Genomic DNA, 14837 nt, shown 5'->3' with positions numbered 1-14837 from the left:
GTCAAAATAATTCTCATACAAGTTCTTGGGGAAATTCGCCGATTAACTTATTGTTTCTCTTTTTCTGCAAGCGCCAGGCCTTCCGCGTTGCTATAAAGTAACAGGCCTTCTCCTTTTGATAATTCGATCCTGTCTCCTTCCTTGCTGCTGCCCCAATAATATCTTTCATCCGGCATCGATGCCGCGTATTTACCGTGCTTTTTATTCAGGGATGAGATCAGGGCATCGCCGTGGAAAGCATCTAAACCCTTTATTGACACCTTGAAAAGCTTTTCGCTGTTTGGGGTAAAATAAAGTTTTACTATGACGCGCTTATCAAGAAGAACGTCGTCGAATTGAAAAATGTTCCCTTCGGGGTCATTTGCCGCATATACACTCACGTTTTCTTTGCCCTGGGATAGCGCTAATTCGCGGGCCTCTGCTTTAGGCATTCCCCATTTAAAATCGCCGTATTGCGCAGTGATCGGCTTGGCGCTTCCGGATGACCGGCTGTTGTCGCTGGGAAGGCGATATCCCTTATCCGTTTCATTTGAGATAGCAGCCTGAATGGCCGACGTTGGATTGTCTAACACCAGGGCAACTGTCCTATTATCGGATATCATGGAATAAGATACCCGGAAGGTGGTCTTCGTTCCTGCGCCCGCCATGGTAACATTCGCATTACCCGCATAATTGTTGCCCCCGGACTTGACGTACGAGATATCGGCTACCGTGAATTTCTCTTCCGGAATACGGAGCTTGCCGGCTACCGACCGGATAATTAAATCTGATATTATTGGATTCATCTTTCTGCTGTTTAAATCTTCGCACCGCCCTGCATTGCTCAAACAACACGCTATCATTGCTGCGCCTATCAGTACCTTCAAGCCTCTCATGTCTTTCCCCTTTTAGTAAAAATGCCCCCTGCCATAAACTACCGCTATTTTACCACTTTTTTGGCCTAAATAATAAAAAAGGCGCTAACGTAAAGTTAACGCCTTTATATATTTGGTAGCGGGGAGAGGATTTGAACCTCTGACCTCAAGGTTATGAGCCTTGCGAGCTACCAGGCTGCTCCACCCCGCGATAGTCGACTCGTCAGATATGTCAAACTTTATACGAGTCTCCTGTAAAGGGAAAAACGTAGTTTTTCCCTTTACTGATCCCTTTTCCTAATCGGAAGTGTTATCAAAATAGCGAATTTCTATTCACCAATCTTGTGTAAAAGAGTATAGCAGACCCTTTGCTTAATAGCAAGGGGTAAATCAGACGGGAATTACCGGCCTTGTTTCTCTTCGACGTGTTTTTTGATGTCGGTCTGGAGCTCGCCGCTATCCACAAGGAAATTCTTCAGCTTATCCTCAAAAGGCGAGGCCTTGAAGGACTTCCCTTCGGGAGAGGAGGACATGTTCTCGCGGAAGCCCGAATCCGGGCGGCCGCCGCGCCTTCCTCCGTGTTCCCTCTGCGGGCGCCCGCCTGAGGGGAACTGGCCCCTTGGCTGGCGCGACGCCTGTTCCTTGCCGCTCTTTAAGGTGAGGTCTATCTTGCCGTCAGGCGAAACTTTTATTATCTTCGCCTTGACCTTGTCGCCCACCTTAAGATGGTCCTCGACTTTCTTCACATAGGAATCGGAGACCTGCGAAATATGGATCAGGCCCTTCTTGTTCCCGAATTTCACGAAGGCGCCGAACTCGGCTATCTTCATGACCTCGGCATCAACTACATCGTCGATCTTTACTTCCTGGGTGGCGCTACTTTCCATCCTTCTTCTTTGTCCTTACTATTGTTTCGCCCTTATTGGCGACCTGCAGCTTGTCCCGTGCTACCTTCTCTATGTAAGTGGGGTCGTTCTGAAGCTTGTCCTGCTCCTTTCGCAGGTCCACCTCTCCTACCCTCAGTTTCTCTATGCCGCTGTCCAACCTCGCCTGGCGCGCCTTAAGCTGTGTGTATCTCGATATGCCCGGCAGGAATATCGCGAACAATACCGCCGCCGCTATGCCTATCTTCCAGCCTAGCCTCTTTTTCTCCAAGTGCGTCCCCCGTAGACCGCCTTCTTGCCGAGCTCTTCCTCGATGCGAAGGAGCTGGTTGTATTTGGCGATCCTTTCGCTCCTGCAAAGCGACCCGGTCTTTATCTGTCCGACGTTAGTCGCAACAGCCAGATCGGCTATCGTCGTGTCCTCGGTCTCACCCGAACGGTGCGAGATCACTGCGGTATAGCCGTTCTTTAAAGCAAGGGATATCGTGTCCAGCGTCTCGGAAAGCGAGCCGATCTGGTTGACCTTGATAAGTATCGAGTTGGCGCAGCCTTCTTCGATGCCTTTTTTGAGGAATTTTACGTTCGTGACGAAGAGGTCGTCGCCGATGAGCTGGATCTTGCCGCCGAGCTCTTTCGTCATCTTCTTCCAACCGGCCCAGTCGTTCTCGGCGAGGCCGTCTTCGATCGAAACGATGGGATATTTTTCTATCCAGCCGGCGTACATATCGATCATATCTTCCGCGGTTTTCGCGCCTTCGGCCTTAAATACGTATTCCCCGTTCTTATAGAACGAGGATGACGCCGGGTCGAGGGCTATAGAGATATCTTTACCGGGTTTGTATCCGGCCGCGGTTATCGCCTGGACTATTAATTCGAGCGCTTCCTCGTTGGACTTGAGGTTCGGCGCAAATCCGCCTTCATCGCCGACGGCCGTGCTGTCGCCGCGTTTCTTGAGTATCGATTTTAAAGCATGGAACGTCTCGGCGCCCATGCGCAGGGCTTCGTGGAAATTTGCCGCGCCGATGGGCGCGATCATGAACTCCTGCAGGTCGAGGCTGTTGTCCGCGTGGAGGCCGCCGTTGATTATATTCATTAATGGTACGGGCAGTGTCACGGCTTTAGTGCCGCCTAAATACCTGTATAAAGGAAGGCCTTTTGAGTTCGCCGCCGCCCTTGCCGCCGCCAAAGAGACGCCAAGTATCGCGTTCGCGCCTAATTTTGATTTCGTCGGGGTGCCGTCGAGGGCTATCATGAACTTATCGAGCTCTTTCTGCTTGAACGGGTCCATGCCCTTGACCTTCGGGGCAATGATACCGTCTACGTTGGCAACCGCTTTGAGCGTGCCTTTTCCGCCGTAGCGCGCCTTGTCACCGTCGCGCAGTTCCAGGGCCTCATGTTCGCCCGTGGACGCGCCTGACGGGACCGCGGCGCGGCCCAATGTGCCGTCGCTCAATAATACGTCTACTTCGACTGTGGGGTTGCCGCGCGAATCGAGTATCTCGCGGGCTTTTACTTTAGAAATCACCGGTTTTTTCATCTTTACCATGTCCTATAGTTTAAGACATCCGTCGACGGATGTCAACCCCGCGCTCAATCCCGCGGTTAGCCCCGCACTCCGTGCGGGGTTTCGCTTCGCTCAATCCTCTTCCGGAGGATGGACCCCGTTTACCTGTGTCTTTATCGCGTGTATCAGGTCTTCGCAATATTTTATTAATTTCTTCTCTTTCGCGGCGGTCATCGCCTCGAAATGGAACCTGATGAGCGGCTCGGTGCCCGACGGACGGACCAGGACCCAGCTCGAGTCGGCCAGGGTAAATTTGTAACCGTCCATCGTGTCCAGTTTCGCGACTTTCGTTCCGGCTATCTCTTTCGGCGGGCGGCTCTTGAGCATATGGAGGAGCCTCGCCTTCTGGTCGTCGGTAAGCCTGACGTTCAATTTCCCCGGATACGACCTGCCGAACTCGCGGTATATCTCATTTAATATGGCGCTCAGCTTCTTGCCCCTGACCGCCACCATCTCGGCGACCAGCAGGCACGCGAGTATCCCGTCTTTCTCCGGGACGTGGTTGGCTATCGACAATCCGCCGGACTCCTCGCCGCCTATTATGCATTCTCCGGTCATTAATACCTCGCCTATATATTTGAAACCGATAGGCGTCTCTACGACCTCGATGCCGTACCGGGCCGCTATCCTGTCGACGAGCCGCGTCGTCGAATGCGTGCGCGCGACCTTCGGGAGGCGCGGCCGCGTATCGATCAAATGCTTGAATAACAACGATATTACTTCGTCCGGCGTATAGAACCTGCCGTTCTCGTCCACTATCCCGAACCTGTCCGCGTCGCCGTCGAGGCCGAGGCCGAGGTCGGCCTTGTGCCTCTTCACTTCGCGGAGCATCTTCCCTATATTATCCTTCGCCGGCTCCGGCGGGTGTCCGCCGAAGAGCGGGTCGAGATTGTCGTTCAATAATATGACTTTGCACCCGTTCTCCGTTAATATGCGGTCCAGGTATCCGCGGCCGGTCCCGTGCATCACGTCAACGACCGCTTTAAGGCGGGCTTTCTTTATCGCGGAGAGGTCGACAAGGTCTTTTATCCGCGCGAAATACGCCCGGCGGGGGTCAAATTCTTCTATGCGGCATTTAAGTTCCGAGGGCAACGGCTCTTCTACCTCGCCTTTGATTTTGGCGGCGCGCTTCTCTATCTCTTTCGTGACTTCCGGCTCGGCCGGGCCGCCGTGCGAGGGCGAAAATTTGAGGCCGTTATATTCGGGCGGGTTATGGCTCGCTGTTATGTTTATGGCGCCGTCGGCTTCCTTATGGACAACCTGGAAAGAGATCACCGGCGTGGGGGTGTCGCGTTCGGTAAGGAGGACCTTCACGCCGTTCGCGCAAAGGACCTTGGCCGCGGCAGACGCGAATTCCCTTGAATCGAAGCGGGTATCGTGGCCGATTATTACGACGGGCGGGGCCTTCCTGGAAGGGTGGTGCGCCTTTACGTAGCCTGCTATCGCCTGCGCTGCTTTTCTTACGTTCGAGAACGTGAATCCGTCGGCTATTACGGCACGCCAACCGGATGTGCCAAACTTTATCGACATCTACTTTACTATTACTCTCCTGCCTGCCGCCTTCAGCTTCCCCCTCGCGAACAACTCGATCGCTTCGGGGTAGATCTTGTGTTCCAGTTTGTGGACACGAGCTAGAAGCGTTTTTTCGCTATCGTTATTTTTTACGGGGCATGCCGCCTGCAGGACTATCGGTCCCGCGTCGACCTCTTCGGTCACGAAATGGACGGTCGCTCCCGTAACTTTGACGCCATATTTTATCGCATCTTTTATCGCTTGTCCACCTTTAAATGCCGGAAGTAGCGCCGGGTGGATGTTCAATATCCTGTTCCTGTATCTCTTCACGAAACTATCGCTCAATATCCGCATATACCCGGCGAGCGCGATAAGTTTTATCTTTTTGCTGTTGAGTTCCCGGACGACCGCGGCCTCTAGCTCTTTTTCCGAGGCGAAACCTTTCGGGTCAAATACGGCGACCGGTATGCCGGCTCTCCCGGCGCGCTTTACCGCATAAGCCCCGGGATTATCGCAGACGACAAGCGCGAGTTTCGCGCTGATGCGCCTCTTCTTCGAGGCGTCAATTACCGCCTGCAGGTTCGTTCCGTGTCCGGAGCAAAAGACAGCGAAGTTCATCCCGGTTTCCCCCTGGTCTTTGGGTTCATTTAAGCAGCGCGTCCAGTTTTCTAGCCAGCTCTTCCTTTGGCGTGACACCTATGACGCGACCCGCCTCTTTGCCGTCCTTGAATATTATAAGGGTGGGAATATTCATCACGTTAAAGCGGGATGCCGTCTCACCGGCCTCGTCCACCTCGACCTTGGCGACCTTTACTTTTCCCGCGTAATCTTTGGCTATCGCCTCGACCACCGGCGCTACCATCTTGCAAGGCATGCACCACGACGCCCAGAAATCCACGAGCGCCACTCCCTTCGCCTGTGTTATCTCCTTGTCAAAATTGTCGTCTTTCAACTGCAGTATGCCCTCAGCCATGTTGTCCCTCCTGTTTTTAACCTGCCTTTATTGGATGTGGTACCCCGAGACGCGCCATTTGCCGTCTTTGTCCAGCATGGGCACTACCACTTCCCGGGCGTCGGATTTCTTCCTGAAATCTGTCTTATAGACGATGATGACATATTCTCCGTCCGGCGCGCCCGGCATCTTCTCCTGATATTTCTCACTTATGAGCTCCCTCGATTCCACGGGCCCGAGCATGCTCCTCAGGTTGGTAAGCGTGTTTATCCACTCGTCTTTCTTTACCATCACCTTGAAGAACTCGGCGGCATCGTCATAACTCTTTGCGTAATTTTTCTGGTCAACGGATTCGAGCCAGTTTTTGGCGGCGATCTTCGCTTTCTTCTCCGGGCTCGCGCCGAAGCACACGCCGGAAACGAACAGCACCATCAACATTACCGCGATCGATCTCTTCATCTTGCCCTCCTTTTCCGAATTAAGTACTCTCACCGTAATTGTTCAATATATTTCTGCGCGGCGAAGGCGGCGGTGGCGCCGTCACCGCAGGCCGTTACGAATTGATAAAGGAGTTTTTTACGGCAGTCACCGGCAGCGAAGAACCCTTCGCGCGAAGCCGACATGTCGTCCCCTGTAATAATATACCCTTTCTCGTCCGTCTCGACAAGCCCTTTCGCTAATTCCGTGTGGGGCTTAAAGCCGACCGCGATGAATACGCCGTGGGCCGCTATCGCCTTCTCCCCTCCGGTCTTTACGTTCTTGACCTTCACTCCTTCTACCCTCTGGTCGCCTGATATTTCAGCGACGACCGAATCCCATACGAAATTTATCTTCTTGTTCGCGAACGCGCGCTCCTGGAGTATCTTCGCCGCGCGCAGCTCATTCCTCCTGTGGACTACGCTGACCTTCGCGCAGAAATTCGTCAGGAAGAGCGCCTCTTCTATCGCGGTATCCCCTCCGCCGACGACGACCACTTCTTTATTTTTGAACAACGGCCCGTCGCACGTCGCGCAATAAGAGACGCCGCGGCCTCCCAGCCTGTCCTCCCCAGGCAACGCAAGTTTGGCGTAACTCGCGCCCATCGCGAATATTACGGCCGGCGCCTTATGCGTATCCTTATCGGTCCTGGCTGTCTTCGCGCCTTTGCCTTTATCCTCCATGGAAACGACCGGCTCTATCTTTACCGTGAGCCCGAAGCGCTCGCCCTGCTTTACGATCTCCTCTATTATCTGCATTCCTGAGACGCCTTCCGGGAATCCGGGATAATTCTCAAGCAGCGGCGAGGTCAATATCTGCCCGCCGGGCATCGCCTTTTCCAGGAGAAGCGTCTTGAGCCGCGCGCGCGAGGCATATATCCCGGCGGTCAGGCCGGCAGGCCCTCCGCCTATGATTATCAGGTCGTGATCAGGCATCGGTGCCTTTCTCCTTAAAGAGACGCAGGTCTATGAACCCGAGTATTCCCGATATTACATAAAAAACGCTTACCCCGTAAAGTATCCAGCCGCTGTCGACGCGTTCGGCGAGTTTCGCGGCACCAAGCATGAATATGAGGAACGCCAGGTTCATCGCGATGCCTAGTGAGCTGAATATCCTTCCGCGCATCTTCTCGTCAACCATCTCGTGTATGAGGGTGTTCGTCGATATCCCGATAGGCGCCATGGCAATGCCTAATATCATTGCCACGACAGACGCCCCCAAAAACGACCTTGTCCCCTTAAGGACGGCCGTAAAAGCGCATATCGATATGCCGCACAATATGAGGCAGGCGAATATCGATTTAGCCTTTGAGAAACGGTGACCAAGCTTCCCATAGGCGACCGATCCGATAAAAAATCCCGCGCCGAGGAAGAATCCCAGGAGGCTTAAGTCGCGGGTCATCGACCCCATCGCGTCCTGGATGAAGACTATCACCACGGCATACGCCGCGCCCGCGCCGGCCATGAGGACGAAGAGCATGCGGAACGCGAACCTCGCCTCGCTGTGTGCGGCCAGGTATTTTGCCCCGTCCTTTATCTCCCGGACGATCGACGTCTCTATTATCTTTTCTATATCGACCGATCCCTCCGCCTTCTTCTGTTGCCGCCTGTGGCCGGTAATAAAAACGATCGCCGCCGCCGACATCAGGTAGACGAACGAGTTAAGGTATAACCCGCCTTTTACCTTCAAAAATTCCACCAGGAGCCCACCGATGACAAACCAGAATATCGCGCCTATCATCGAAGTGACCGTAAAAAGAGAATTCGCTACGAGCAGTTTTTCTTTCGAGACAAGATCCGGGATAATGGCGAGCCTTGCCGGAAGGAAGAAACAGCTCACCGCGAAGATAAGGAACACTGCGGTGTATATCGGGAATGTGGGCGTGAGGCCCAGGAACGCGACCGGTATCACAAGCACTATCAGGCCGCGCAGGATATCGCAGCCGATCATCGTCCTCTTCCTGTCCCACCTGTCTATGAACGCGCCGGCTATCGGACTCACGAAAAAGGAGGGTATTATAGTGAATGAGAAGAATTTGGCGAGCTCGAACGGGGAACCGGGAGCCCTGCTGTAGACTATCGCTATCAGGGCCATCTGGTTGAGCCTGTCTCCGAATTGCGAGATTATCTGGCCCACCCAGAGGAGGAAAAAATTACGCTCGCTTAGGACTTCCCTGAATCTCGCCAAATAATGTTCCGGGGTTTAAGAATGGAGCTGGCGAGAGGAATTGAACCTCCGACCCGCGATTTACGAAACCGCTGCTCTACCAACTGAGCTACGCCAGCAACAAATTTGTCTCGCCCTAAAAACCGGGCAAATTTGTCGTAAAGGGGGAAGCATCGTTTCCCCCTTTACAGAGCCCCCTTCCCAGGAGGAAGAGAAACTACAAAAACTAAAACCTTGTGTATTACTTTACCTCGATCACGCAATTCGTGCTGCCGTACTGGTTGGGGACGCAGGTGTCGCAGCTCGGGTCGTTCTGCCATGAACCGTCGACGTAGAATTTGTATTCGTAACGTCCCGGCTTCAGGGTCGTTCCGGCTGTCCAGTCGTCCTTCCAATCCTTCTTCATCGGGATGGCGTTGACATCCCAATTATTGAAATCTCCCGCAACGCTGACACTGCTGGCATAAGGGGCGATGAGCTTAAACGTGACTTTCTTTGTCCCGGCCTTTTTTACTGCCATGACTGCTTCCTCCTTTTATTTATATCGTGAAATGGTGCCGAGGAGCGGAATTGAACCGCTCACGCCGGGATTTTCAGTCCCGCGCTCTACCATCTGAGCTACCTCGGCATAGGTTACGGATTTAACGAGAAGGTTTCGATATTATATAATTTTAAAAAGGGCAAGTCAACCCTATTTTCCCATTATCTTGTCGAGCTGTTTGTTGATCTTGTCGCCTATTTTCTTGACCGTCTCGCCCGTATCGCCGCCTATCATGTTCCCGATCTTCTCCCCGGCCTTCGCAGGGTTCTCGACCGCATCCTTGATCGTGGATATAAATAAACGCCCGACGCCGTCGGTAAAGGCCTTGAGCATGGCATTACGCAGGGCCTTGCCCATCTCCGCGCCCCATTTAAAGTCGGGCTTGGCCAGGTCGCCGCTTATATCGAAGCTGAAGTTTACGGTATTGTTTTCGTCCTTCAGGAAAGTTATCACGTCCTCGGTCTTGAGCTCGAAGAGGACCGTCTGGTTCGGATCGCCTATAGGCTCGAGTACGAGGTCCTTGATACTGACCCGGTTTTTGACATCGAGGTTCCCCTTGTCGCATGCCGCCTTGGTATCAAGGAAGAGGTTCCCCTTGTTGACCTTGACCGGCAGGAGGCCGCCCCAATAGACCGAGAACTTCGTTATCGGGAGGTTCTCTATCTTTATATTGCCGTCGAAACTCATCGGCTTTTCGATAAATTTACCTTTTCCGTCGACCGAGAACTTCCCCTGGCCTTCTATATTGCCTTTCGCGTTCACGCCCGTTATTATCGTCCTGCCGGACAAGGATACGGAATTCACGATCTCGCAGTTTATCGAAGAGAACCCGGTTATCGTGGCCGGCTTAGAGACTTTCTGGTCTATGAACTTGAAATTCCCGTTCTCGACTGCGAATCTCTTGAACAGCAGCTCGCCGCCCTTCTTCGCGCCGTCTTTCTTTTTGAACTGCGGGACTTTCAGCTTGCCGGACTCATCGAGGTAAAGTATCGCCTCCGGGTTCGTTAGCACTATGTTATTCAGGATATATTTATTGAACAGGCTCGGCAGGAGATAAAAATCCACGCTTATCTCTTTCGCCTTCAGGATGTAATCGTCCTTCTTCTCCGGGTTAAGGACCGTTACATCGTCAAGGATCACCTTCCTTTGAAGGACGCTCACCGCGCAATCGCCTATGGTCGCGTCAACTCCCAGCGACTCCTTCAGGCCCTTGATTATCAGGCCTTTGACATACGGCGCGGCCAACAACTGGGCGACGAACGCCAGGATGACCAGCAGGCCTATTACTATAAAGAACCTTTTCCAGAACATCGCTTATCTCTTTCCGAAAATGCTTATTTTGAAAAAGCCAGGTATCCCAGCGCGATCAGGTTCAGCGGCGAGATGAACATCAGGATCGTCAGGACCGCAGCCAGGCCCGGCGATTTCCCGCGCGCTATCGCGACTTTATACCACACATACGCCATCAAGATGACAAAATAGAGCGAGTTAAGGACTATGGCGGCGGTAAATGCCAGTCCGACGAGAGGATTGAACATCGCTACGAAAGCCGAAATGAGGATAAACGCGAAGAACGTAATGACCGGGATGACCAGGAACCTGTATTTTATCCATGCTATATTGAGGACAAGGAAGATATTCAGGACCGGCACCCACGCCATCCATCCGTTCAGGGTCTTTGTCTTCGCGGCGATAAACTGCAGGCACAGGGCATAATAAATATAAAAAATAAGTATGATGGCAAATGTTAAGGATAAGATCATCGCCCTGGCTTTGCCTGAGGCTAGCGCCGGAAAAGACTCCTCGATCTCGACCCTGTCTATCATCGACCTCGTCTCGACGGGCTGGGTTATCGCGTTGGAGATATCGCTTATAAATCCTGTCTTGCCGTATGGTTTTTTGGATTCAAGGGTTATTTCGCCGTTATCCGACGCGAGGACCACGCTCCCTTTGTCTATCGAGATCACCTGGAATCGCGCGAAAATGTCGCCTTTTTTTACGAAATAGGTGCCTCCCTTGTAGTTTATCTGGCCTATAATGCCGCCTTTGCCCGATTCTATATAGCCGTTATAGACGAATTCCTGGCCCACCGTCTTAGGCGGCAGGAGTTTTCCGCCCTTGTCCCTCTTTCCGGCCCGGTCGTCTATGACGGCGAAACCTCCCGCTTCAACGGGAGGTTTCTCGTCAATTTTTGCCATAGGTTTCGGCGTCGTCGAAAGTATCTTCTTCATGTTCTGCAGGAACCCGGCAGGGGGGAGGAACCCGGGTATCTTCTGGAGGACTTTGCCGTTGCTGTCCAGGAAGATTATCGTCGGGAATCCCGAGACGCCGTATTTGTTCGTCAGGTCCTTTTCCTTATCGGCGTTTATCTTGACACAGATGAATTTAGCGGACGCTGCGTTGACCTTCGGGTCGGAATACGTGTCGCTGTCGAGCTTCTTGCACCAGCCGCACCAGTCCGTATAAAAATCTATCATGACCGGCTTGCCCTGGCTCTTGGCGGCCTTCAGCGCGTCCTGCAGGTTATATTTCCACGCTATCGCGTCGGCCCGCGGCAATATGAGCGCGAATGCCGCGATAAAGGCCAACACGAAAAAAACTTTTTTATTCATAGTCTCCCTCCGGTTTTCTGCGGAAACCCTTCTTCTCCGAATGTATCTTCTTCGCGGCGAGCATCTTCTCCTTCGCCCGCCTCGACCTCTTGCGCTTCTGCCTCCTTATCTTTTCTATCTTCCTCCTCTCCTCGGAGGCCCTGCCAAGCGCCATGGTTTCTATCTTATTTACCAATATCCTGCGCGCGAGGAAACGGTTCAGCGCCTGGGAACGCTCCTGCCCGCATTTGACCTCTATGCCCGTGGGTATATGCTTGAGATAGACGGCGGTCGAGACCTTATTGACATTCTGCCCGCCCGGACCGCTCGAACGGATGAACGACTCGACGATGTCGCTCTCGCGCACCCCGAGCCGCCCCATCTTCTCTTTAAGGGCGTGTTCCTTCGATAAATTTACGTTATAATCGGCCATGCGTCAAAATCTATTTTATCGCAAACGTCAGTTGACCACGACGTCAACCTGAAAGGTCTTTAACGGCGCGATCTTCTTCTCCCACGACCGGTGACAGACAAGCTTGAGCATTGTCTTCCCCGGTCCTGCCGCCTTAAAGCGCAGCGTGACCTTTCCCGGAGAGCCTGTCAGTTTCGTATCGGCCTTGAATTTCGTGGCGCTCTCGACCTGTTTAAGCACGGAAGTATTTACCGACACGATCTCCCACATATAACCCGTTGTCGGGTTCCCGGGAAGCTCGATTATGAGGGTGTTCCCTGTCGTGAGCTCGACCAGCTTGCCGTTGTCCTTCTCGATTAATTTCTTCGATTCCATGGAACGGTCTACTGCGCACCCGGAGAGGAGGAACGCGGCGATCAATATGAGGGCGGAACCCCTTTTAACGTTTAACATTTGGCCTCCACTTTTACGGTGACGGTGTGGTGTCTTCGAGGCTTATGAGCGTGCCTGTCCCGTCGGGATTCTCGTAATACCTGACGGTGACGGCGTCATCTATCTGCAGCTCTGAAAAATCTATCTCTTCCGCGCCCTTCCTTATGACCGCATTATCGGGCACGGCAAGGACCAGCTCGCGGTAGCTGTTATCCTGACCGTCCAGCCATTTTACGACCATCTTTGACCCGGCCCAGTCCAGGTCGAAGATCGTCCCGTCGACGGCCTTGACTTTGCGAAGCTCTCCCTGCTCCTGCTGGCAATAGCAGGGCGCGGCTGCGACGGTCCCCAGGACCGCTATCAAAAGCGTAATGATTATCTTTGTCATTCCCTCTTCCCCTATTCTATGACGGTTATCTGGTCGAGCGCGCCGCTATCGTCGAAGAAGAGGCGTATTTTCGGCTTATTCAAGAGGTCTGTCGTGCCGGGCCTGTAGACCCATATCTGCCTCTTGCTCGCCGTCTCGGTCACGATAGCCACCGGCTCTCCGTATTTCAAGACCGCGGCCTGCTTCACGCCCTTCTTTATCGCGCCTTTGGCGACAGCTTCTTTTACCCGGCCGTAAACAGCGGTCTCTTTGTCATAATCGCGCTGTATATCGTCCATGCTCTTCCCGACCTGCATGAGTGTCCCTATGCCGCCGGCGGCGGCCGTGAACGGCGCTAAAACTATCGCCAAAGCCAAAAGATAAATGTATTTTTTCATGGTCTCAGTCCGGATAATAGCCCGTGCCGACGACCCACCCGAAAGGCCTGAAGAGAAGGCTGTATCCCCTCTTCTTCGAAGGTTCGGACGAGCCCGGCTTCGGGAACCAGTAATCGGTATAACCGCCGCCCGGCTGTTTGCCGCGGGTAATTATCTCCCGGATATAATTAACGCCGTTTATGTTCGCGTCAAGGCGGTTCTTGCCCTCCACTTTCTTGTCACCGTAGAGGACGACGTTTACGCCCGCGACAGTATCCGCCCAGAAATATCCCTTGCCGTCGTCGCCGTAGCGCAGGGACCTCAACAGGTTGGCGCCCGCCTCTTTCGCCTGGTCAAGCGTCATGTTATCCTTCTGCGCCCTGTCATATACGGCCTGGAGCATGCTGACCGCCTGCTGCGTGGCGTTCTTTATGACCGCATCCTGTTTATCGTTCGCCGAGAACTCTTTCGTCGCCACGACCAGCCGCCACTCGGTGCCGTGCAGGGCAATGGTAGTCCAGACTGCATTCTTTTTTACGGGTTTAGTGGTCCCCAGGTCGTAAAAATTGTACGAGCCCGAACCTGTCCTGTCCGCGGCGATCTTCCTGCCGAACGCTACCGTATCCGGGAACGGCTCATAAAGAGGATCGCTGAATAACATCCTCCCTATCTGATCCGGGTCCGGATCATAAAGAATGCGCCCGTCCTTCTGCATCACCCATATATACAGGGACGGGTCATTCGTCACCGACTTTATCACAGCCGAAAGCAGGTCTTCCGGCTTGAAAAGCAGGCTGACAGACCCGGCGAAATCCCCCCTCGCCGAAAATACCGGCTGCTCTATGTCCGACGCGTAAAAACCCTCGACGCATTTAAAGGCGTCGCTCATGACCGGCCGGCGGGTCCTTTGAATACGAATTACCTGTTCCTGGCCGCTGACATCCGAACCTTCGCAGCTTTTATATTCTTCCGGCTCGACTATGGCCATTATCCCCTTGGCGTCGATGTACGAGCAATCAACCGCGTAAGGGCTCGACCTGGCGAGGTCGGCGATGATCTTCCGCCCCTCATTACCCGAGGCGCCGGTCTTCTGGATCTCCCTTGCGGCAAAAGCCGCGCCGGAATCCATTTTAATAAAGGCGCTGTCTATTTTGTCCTGGAGTTTCAGGATGATATCCAGGGAGTTGTCGCTCTCGGCGGCTTGGGCGGCGGACGTGAGAATAAAAGCAAGGATAAAACCATATATCGATATCTTCTTTTTCATTATTCTCCTTCCGGGATAAAAAGAAGTTTACCACCATAGAAATAGATAGTCAATGGCAGCGCTTCTGCGCTACCATCAATAAGTGCCGGAATTCTTCATATGCTCGTCCGAGATGCCGAAATGATGCGCGAACTCGTGGATCACCGTGCGCCTGACCGCCTCTTTTATGTCGTCATCCGTGCGGCAGACGCGCTCGATGTTATTTTTGAATATCGTTATCTTGTCGGGAAGGACATTGCCGTAATAATGCATCCGTTTGGAGAGCGGCACTCCCTGGTAGAGCCCCATCAGGTAACCGTCTTCGTTTGAACCACCGGCCTTTTTGTGCTCCGCAGTTGGCTCATCCTCGATGACGACGCCGACATTCTCGAGTTTCTGTTTTATTTCTTCGGGCAGGCTCTCGACGGCCGCGACGACAAGGGCCTCGAAGGATCTAGCGTCCATA

At 53.3% G+C, this 14837-nt stretch carries 19 protein-coding genes and 3 tRNA genes; all 22 read right to left on the bottom strand.

Going from position 1 to position 14837, the window contains the following annotated elements:
- Nucleotides 1–47 precede the first annotated feature (47 nt).
- Nucleotides 48–785: a hypothetical protein gene (locus tag PHO67_04670; protein ID MDD5546433.1), complete on the bottom strand. Its 738-nt coding sequence runs from the start codon at nucleotides 783–785 to the stop codon at nucleotides 48–50.
- A 203-nt stretch (nucleotides 786–988) separates the two neighbouring features.
- Nucleotides 989–1065: transfer RNA gene (locus PHO67_04665), tRNA-Met, on the bottom strand.
- Nucleotides 1066–1255: 190 nt separating this feature from the next.
- Complete coding sequence (locus tag PHO67_04660; GenBank protein ID MDD5546432.1) at nucleotides 1256–1741, bottom strand: S1 RNA-binding domain-containing protein; 486 nt, start codon at nucleotides 1739–1741, stop codon at nucleotides 1256–1258.
- On the bottom strand, nucleotides 1731–2009 hold the full coding sequence (locus PHO67_04655) for a septum formation initiator family protein (protein ID MDD5546431.1): 279 nt from the start codon (nucleotides 2007–2009) through the stop codon (nucleotides 1731–1733). Before PHO67_04655 ends, PHO67_04660 begins: the two co-directional genes overlap by 11 nt.
- Nucleotides 1991–3274 carry a phosphopyruvate hydratase gene (eno, locus tag PHO67_04650; protein MDD5546430.1) on the bottom strand — a complete coding sequence of 428 codons (1284 nt, stop codon included), beginning with the start codon at nucleotides 3272–3274 and terminating at the stop codon, nucleotides 1991–1993. The genes PHO67_04655 and eno overlap by 19 nt, the downstream gene beginning before the upstream one ends.
- A 99-nt stretch (nucleotides 3275–3373) precedes the next feature.
- Nucleotides 3374–4831: a phosphoglucomutase/phosphomannomutase family protein gene (locus tag PHO67_04645; protein ID MDD5546429.1), complete on the bottom strand. Its 1458-nt coding sequence runs from the start codon at nucleotides 4829–4831 to the stop codon at nucleotides 3374–3376.
- Nucleotides 4832–5431, bottom strand: a complete 600-nt coding sequence (gene purN / locus PHO67_04640) for a phosphoribosylglycinamide formyltransferase (protein ID MDD5546428.1) — start codon at nucleotides 5429–5431, stop codon at nucleotides 4832–4834.
- A gap of 25 nt (nucleotides 5432–5456) precedes the next feature.
- Nucleotides 5457–5786, bottom strand: a complete 330-nt coding sequence (gene trxA / locus PHO67_04635) for a thioredoxin (protein MDD5546427.1) — start codon at nucleotides 5784–5786, stop codon at nucleotides 5457–5459.
- A 27-nt stretch (nucleotides 5787–5813) separates the two neighbouring features.
- The gene (locus PHO67_04630) at nucleotides 5814–6224 is read right to left on the bottom strand and encodes a DUF4019 domain-containing protein (protein ID MDD5546426.1); all 411 of its coding nucleotides are present in this window, start codon (nucleotides 6222–6224) and stop codon (nucleotides 5814–5816) included.
- 29 nt (nucleotides 6225–6253) lie between these two features.
- Nucleotides 6254–7177 (bottom strand): thioredoxin-disulfide reductase, encoded by a 924-nt coding sequence (gene trxB / locus PHO67_04625; protein ID MDD5546425.1) that lies wholly within the window; start codon nucleotides 7175–7177, stop codon nucleotides 6254–6256.
- Nucleotides 7170–8429, bottom strand: coding sequence for an MFS transporter (locus PHO67_04620; protein MDD5546424.1), 1260 nt, complete (start codon nucleotides 8427–8429; stop codon nucleotides 7170–7172). The genes trxB and PHO67_04620 overlap by 8 nt, the downstream gene beginning before the upstream one ends.
- A 22-nt stretch (nucleotides 8430–8451) precedes the next feature.
- Nucleotides 8452–8527: transfer RNA gene (locus PHO67_04615), tRNA-Thr, on the bottom strand.
- A 122-nt stretch (nucleotides 8528–8649) separates the two neighbouring features.
- Nucleotides 8650–8928, bottom strand: a complete 279-nt coding sequence (locus tag PHO67_04610; protein MDD5546423.1) for an isoamylase early set domain-containing protein — start codon at nucleotides 8926–8928, stop codon at nucleotides 8650–8652.
- Between the two features lie 32 nt (nucleotides 8929–8960).
- A tRNA-Phe gene (locus tag PHO67_04605) sits at nucleotides 8961–9036 on the bottom strand.
- Between the two features lie 63 nt (nucleotides 9037–9099).
- Complete coding sequence (locus PHO67_04600) at nucleotides 9100–10260, bottom strand: DUF748 domain-containing protein (GenBank protein MDD5546422.1); 1161 nt, start codon at nucleotides 10258–10260, stop codon at nucleotides 9100–9102.
- A 23-nt stretch (nucleotides 10261–10283) separates the two neighbouring features.
- The gene (locus tag PHO67_04595) at nucleotides 10284–11561 is read right to left on the bottom strand and encodes a thioredoxin family protein (protein MDD5546421.1); all 1278 of its coding nucleotides are present in this window, start codon (nucleotides 11559–11561) and stop codon (nucleotides 10284–10286) included.
- Nucleotides 11554–11973, bottom strand: a complete 420-nt coding sequence (locus PHO67_04590) for a peptide chain release factor-like protein (protein ID MDD5546420.1) — start codon at nucleotides 11971–11973, stop codon at nucleotides 11554–11556. Before PHO67_04590 ends, PHO67_04595 begins: the two co-directional genes overlap by 8 nt.
- A gap of 27 nt (nucleotides 11974–12000) precedes the next feature.
- Nucleotides 12001–12405: a protease inhibitor I42 family protein gene (locus PHO67_04585; protein MDD5546419.1), complete on the bottom strand. Its 405-nt coding sequence runs from the start codon at nucleotides 12403–12405 to the stop codon at nucleotides 12001–12003.
- 13 nt (nucleotides 12406–12418) lie between these two features.
- Nucleotides 12419–12772: a hypothetical protein gene (locus tag PHO67_04580; protein MDD5546418.1), complete on the bottom strand. Its 354-nt coding sequence runs from the start codon at nucleotides 12770–12772 to the stop codon at nucleotides 12419–12421.
- Nucleotides 12773–12783: 11 nt separating this feature from the next.
- Entirely contained in the window at nucleotides 12784–13149 is a 366-nt protein-coding gene (locus PHO67_04575) for a hypothetical protein (protein MDD5546417.1), read from the bottom strand.
- A 4-nt stretch (nucleotides 13150–13153) separates the two neighbouring features.
- Nucleotides 13154–14392 carry a cache domain-containing protein gene (locus tag PHO67_04570; protein ID MDD5546416.1) on the bottom strand — a complete coding sequence of 413 codons (1239 nt, stop codon included), beginning with the start codon at nucleotides 14390–14392 and terminating at the stop codon, nucleotides 13154–13156.
- A 75-nt stretch (nucleotides 14393–14467) separates the two neighbouring features.
- Entirely contained in the window at nucleotides 14468–14836 is a 369-nt protein-coding gene (locus PHO67_04565; GenBank protein MDD5546415.1) for a metallopeptidase family protein, read from the bottom strand.
- Nucleotide 14837: the final 1 nt, after the last annotated feature.

The organism is Candidatus Omnitrophota bacterium (genome assembly GCA_028716565.1).
Lineage (GTDB): Bacteria > Omnitrophota > Gorgyraeia > Pluralincolimonadales > Pluralincolimonadaceae > Pluralincolimonas.
Note: the sequence above shows the minus strand (reverse complement) of the source record. Positions and strands in the feature narration are given on the sequence as shown.

Coding starts and splice junctions, on each gene's coding strand:
- PHO67_04670 (MDD5546433.1), bottom strand. CDS start 785: ATGAATCCAATAATATCAGATTTAATTATCCGGTCGGTAGCCGGCAAG.
- PHO67_04660 (MDD5546432.1), bottom strand. CDS start 1,741: ATGGAAAGTAGCGCCACCCAGGAAGTAAAGATCGACGATGTAGTTGAT.
- eno (MDD5546430.1), bottom strand. CDS start 3,274: ATGAAAAAACCGGTGATTTCTAAAGTAAAAGCCCGCGAGATACTCGAT.
- PHO67_04645 (MDD5546429.1), bottom strand. CDS start 4,831: ATGTCGATAAAGTTTGGCACATCCGGTTGGCGTGCCGTAATAGCCGAC.
- purN (MDD5546428.1), bottom strand. CDS start 5,431: ATGAACTTCGCTGTCTTTTGCTCCGGACACGGAACGAACCTGCAGGCG.
- trxA (MDD5546427.1), bottom strand. CDS start 5,786: ATGGCTGAGGGCATACTGCAGTTGAAAGACGACAATTTTGACAAGGAG.
- PHO67_04630 (MDD5546426.1), bottom strand. CDS start 6,224: ATGAAGAGATCGATCGCGGTAATGTTGATGGTGCTGTTCGTTTCCGGC.
- trxB (MDD5546425.1), bottom strand. CDS start 7,177: ATGCCTGATCACGACCTGATAATCATAGGCGGAGGGCCTGCCGGCCTG.
- PHO67_04610 (MDD5546423.1), bottom strand. CDS start 8,928: ATGGCAGTAAAAAAGGCCGGGACAAAGAAAGTCACGTTTAAGCTCATC.
- PHO67_04600 (MDD5546422.1), bottom strand. CDS start 10,260: ATGTTCTGGAAAAGGTTCTTTATAGTAATAGGCCTGCTGGTCATCCTG.
- PHO67_04595 (MDD5546421.1), bottom strand. CDS start 11,561: ATGAATAAAAAAGTTTTTTTCGTGTTGGCCTTTATCGCGGCATTCGCG.
- PHO67_04590 (MDD5546420.1), bottom strand. CDS start 11,973: ATGGCCGATTATAACGTAAATTTATCGAAGGAACACGCCCTTAAAGAG.
- PHO67_04585 (MDD5546419.1), bottom strand. CDS start 12,405: ATGTTAAACGTTAAAAGGGGTTCCGCCCTCATATTGATCGCCGCGTTC.
- PHO67_04580 (MDD5546418.1), bottom strand. CDS start 12,772: ATGACAAAGATAATCATTACGCTTTTGATAGCGGTCCTGGGGACCGTC.
- PHO67_04575 (MDD5546417.1), bottom strand. CDS start 13,149: ATGAAAAAATACATTTATCTTTTGGCTTTGGCGATAGTTTTAGCGCCG.
- PHO67_04570 (MDD5546416.1), bottom strand. CDS start 14,392: ATGAAAAAGAAGATATCGATATATGGTTTTATCCTTGCTTTTATTCTC.
- PHO67_04565 (MDD5546415.1), bottom strand. CDS start 14,836: ATGGACGCTAGATCCTTCGAGGCCCTTGTCGTCGCGGCCGTCGAGAGC.